This is a genomic window from Streptomyces sp. NPDC091387, from assembly GCF_044756945.1.
Classification (GTDB): domain Bacteria; phylum Actinomycetota; class Actinomycetes; order Streptomycetales; family Streptomycetaceae; genus Streptomyces.
Map to the genome: position 1 here is coordinate 1 of NZ_JBIVTZ010000048.1, position 3895 is coordinate 3895.

Below are 3895 nucleotides of genomic sequence, written 5' to 3' on the forward strand. Positions count from 1 at the left end.
GGCCGCCAACCTGCCCCAGCCCACACAATTCCGCCCCTCGCAAGCACAGAACCCCCGTCAGCAAACCGACGAGGACTCATGAACGATCGAGGCTAGGTCTTTTACCTTGTCCTTGACCCAGCCGGTAACGCTGCCGACGACACCGCCGTCCTTGAACGCTGGCATTCCGTCAGAGATGGCGCGCTGAACGCCGCCAACGCCGCCTGAACGGGCTGCTGCGTTCCAGGAGTTGATCCGGTCCGCACCGACTGCGCGCGTCCATTCAGGGCGCATCACAGCCTCACCGCCACCAACGGCGATAACGCGGTCGTCACGGCCCGGGGAATAGCCGGACATGATGCCGCCGGTCGCGAAGCCGTCGAATTTCTTCAGCGGGTCGGCACCGGTGACCTTTGCGACACCATTCCAGAGCGGAACGATGCCCTTGTTGTAGACGTGATCGATGACGAACTTTACCGGGGCTTTCGCGATCTGCTTCAGCTGATCCCAGTTCTTCTTGATACCGTCCTTGGCGTTCTTGAAACCGAGCACGACGAGATCCATCATCGTGCGGATGTCGTCCATGTGCGGCTTGATGCCCTTTTCGTACAGCCACTTAGCCTTGCTGCCGATCCAGTCGAATACCGGCTGAACCGTCTTGGACCACAGCAGCTTGATGACCTGGCCGACGACCTCAAACGCTGCTTTTGCGTTCGCCATCGCGGGCTTGATTGCCTTGACCCATAGCAGGGTTACCCCCGCCCCCATGGCCGAGAAAATCGGACTGAGGATCTTCTCCCACACCAGCTTCCCAGCTGCACCGAGTGCCTTGAAGGCCACAGCTGCCGGAATGAGCATCGCCACGACAAGCCCCGTGAACAGGACTTTTGCGGCAGCTCCGATGAGCTTGAAGGCCGGACCAAAGGCCTTGTCCCATAGCCAAATCGTAAAGTCGCCGACGGTCTTCAGACCGCTCCAGATTCCGGAGAAAATGGGCTCCAGGATGGTTCCCCAGAGCCAAAGTGTCGCGGTCTTGATACCGTTCCAGGCCGTGTCCACAGCCGTGCGGAACAAGCCGACGTTCTGATAGGCCCAGACGATCCCCGCAACGAGTGCCGCAACGGCCACAACGATGACCATGATCAGCGGACCGATTCCCGTTGTCGCCAACGCCGCCGAGAACGTGAACGTTTCCAGCGTTGAGAGGGCAACGATAGTGTTGTAGATCCCCATAGCGACGCCGAACGCGATCATCCCGAGACGAACAGCCTTCGAAACGGCGAAGAGCAGCCACAGAGTTTGGATGAGTCCAGGCATGTTCGTCGACAACCACGAGATCGCGGTGAACAACGGGCCTACGATGGCGAACATCGTCGTTGAGAGGGGCGCTATCGCCTTGCTGAAGTCCAGCATCGACGTCATGATTTTGCCGAGAAACTCAGCGAGTCCGGGGCCGGTAGATTTCACGTAGTCGAGGAACTTCTCAAACGCGGGGCTACCCTTGAGCGACGTGCCCCACCTGGCGAAGCGCCCCGTGATCCGGTCGGAGCGAGAGACGATGCCATCCATATGTGGGAAAAAGGCGGCAACCATGCCCGCCATACCCTTGAGGGTGTTGCCCAGCGCCGTTCCGATTCCCACGATGGCAGGCTTGACGTTCGCGGCTATGTCAGCCCTGAACCCTTGCCAGAACGGGGACTTCAGTTGGCGGCTCGCCTTGTCCTGGAGCGTCCCAATTGCCGATGCTGCACCCAGCACAAGCGGCGTCAGCCCAGGAAGTGCGTTCTTTGCGCCGTTGACCATGCGCGTGAATAGCGGGAGGACTTCCGGCTGCAACGCCGTCTGCCACGTCCTGAAGGCGGACGTAAGACCGTTGGATCCCGCTATCGCGTTGAACAGCTGCCGCCCTGACGGCGTGAGCTTGTCGAGTGCCTCGCGGTACTTGTCCGCGGCTGTCTTGGCGGTAGCGGTGGACTTCGACGAGGACAGTTGCGCTGACGCAAGCCCCCGTTGAGCGTTGGCTACGGACTCCGCCGCTGACACCTGAGCTTCACTCGCCTGCCTGACGGCATCGGCTACGCGCTGCTGGGCGTCGGCAACTCCTCGCGCCCCGTCCGTGGCTGCCTTGTCGGCCGCCTGACGGGCTTTCGCGACTGCGTCAACGTTATCCTTGACGGTGCGCTGGGCGTCGGTGAGTCGGGCCTGTGCAGCCGTGACAGCGTCAGAGCCTTCGACGCCGGCTTTTTGCTGGGCGTCAGCCGACTTCTTCAGCTCATCGTTCGACTTCTTCTGCTCTTTGGCACCCTGGACAGCTCGGTCATAGGCGAGTTGGGCGACGTCGATGTCAAGCTGCGTGCCCTTGCCGTTGCGGGCTCGACTGATCGTGTCGTTCAGCGACTGCTGGGCCGTCTGGATACGTAGTGTGGCCTCCCGCTCGTCCAGCATCCCGTCTAGCAACTGGTCGTTCAGGTCGCGCAGTTGCTGAGCTGCCGTCCGACGGGCCTGTGTCAGATCGTCTTCGGCGGTTCGGGCGCTTCGCTGAGCGTCGGTGAGCTGCCTCTCTGCCCGCTCCACGGCTTCCGCGGCGTTGCGCCTTGCGTCGGCCGCGGACTGAACTGCCGTGGCTACAGCGCGTTCGGCGGTCTCAACCTGCCGGTTGGCGTTGACGATGGCGTTCGCTGCTGACCGGTGGGCCGACGCAAGAGACGCTTGAGCGCCTGCCATGGACAGTGCCTTCCGAGCAGCTGCCGTGTTGCTGGCTGCCCCGTTGTCCGTGGCGTTGGCTGCCTCGTTCTCAGCTGCCGTCTGCGCCTGGAGCGCCTCGGAGATGCCCTTTACCGCGGGGATCGCGACGAGTGCCAGTGCTCCGACGCCGGCACCAGCGGCGGTTGCCATGGCGGCTACTCCGCCCAAGCCGGCCGTCAGGATCGGACCCAGCGGGATGGCCGTTAGAGCCGCGATCTGGATACCGAGGCCCAGGAGGGCCGACATCGCACCAGAGGTGTTGATGTCGACACGAACGTCTACGTCCTTGCCGTCAACGGCTGCGATCTCTGCACGAATCGCTGCCAGTGCCGCGCGGGCGGTCGCAGTGTCGGCTCTTACGTCGACGTCTGCGTGTTGCGCGCCCAGACGCTTCAGCTCAGCGTCGATTTTGATGATCTCGCGTTCGGCGTCAGCGGTCGAGACGTCGACGCCGATCGTCTTGTTGCGCAGCGTCTCCATGCGGGCGCGAACACGGTTCAACTCCGCATCGACGCCAGTACTGGAGGCCCTGATATCAAGCTTTGGGAGCGCCTTGAAGGCGGCCTCAAGGTGTCGCCGGAGGCTGCGCGCGAACGCGCCGCCCGTCTCGTCGCCTTGTCGCGTTGCGGCTGTCTGCGCCGCCCTTCCGCCGCGTGTGACGGCAGCCGGGAGACTGATCACGATGTTGCGTGATATAGCGTCCCCGATGGCGTCGCCGGCCTGCTGCCCCACACGGTTCGCGGCAGGGATAACGGCTGCTGCTAGCCGGCGGTGGAAATCCTGGGTCGATGGGACGACGTCGACGGCAGCTGTGCCGACGACGTTAGCGCCTGCCATGCTCGCCGCCCGTCAGGTCCAGGGGCTCGGAGCGCGCATCCAACATCGTGGACAGCACGTCAAGCATGTGCGCGCGGTGCTCGATGGCAGGCGAGTAGTCAGCCTTCGCCACCTTCAGTGCCGATTCGGTGAACTGCGCGCAGGCAAGCGAGCAGAAGTCCAGGAAGCCGAATCCGCCGGCGTCGTCGAAGGCGAGCATGCGGGAGAACCGGCACGAGGGGCGGAGACAGTTCGAGGGGCTAGGTGTTCTGTCCACGGAGGTTGGTGACGGATCCCACGGCTGGGTGATCTTGAACAAGTGAGGGCCTTCCGGGTTCGGTGTGGATTGCGACAT

2 protein-coding genes are annotated in these 3895 nt (G+C 63.2%); both read right to left on the bottom strand.

Features of this window, described 5'->3' with window-relative positions; genetic code table 11:
* Positions 1-57: 57 nt before the first annotated feature.
* Positions 58-3561 (bottom strand): hypothetical protein, encoded by a 3504-nt coding sequence (locus ACIQM0_RS39275; RefSeq protein WP_401296038.1) that lies wholly within the window; start codon positions 3559-3561, stop codon positions 58-60.
* On the bottom strand, positions 3548-3760 hold the full coding sequence (locus tag ACIQM0_RS39280) for a hypothetical protein (protein WP_401296040.1): 213 nt from the start codon (positions 3758-3760) through the stop codon (positions 3548-3550). Before ACIQM0_RS39280 ends, ACIQM0_RS39275 begins: the two co-directional genes overlap by 14 nt.
* Positions 3761-3895: the final 135 nt, after the last annotated feature.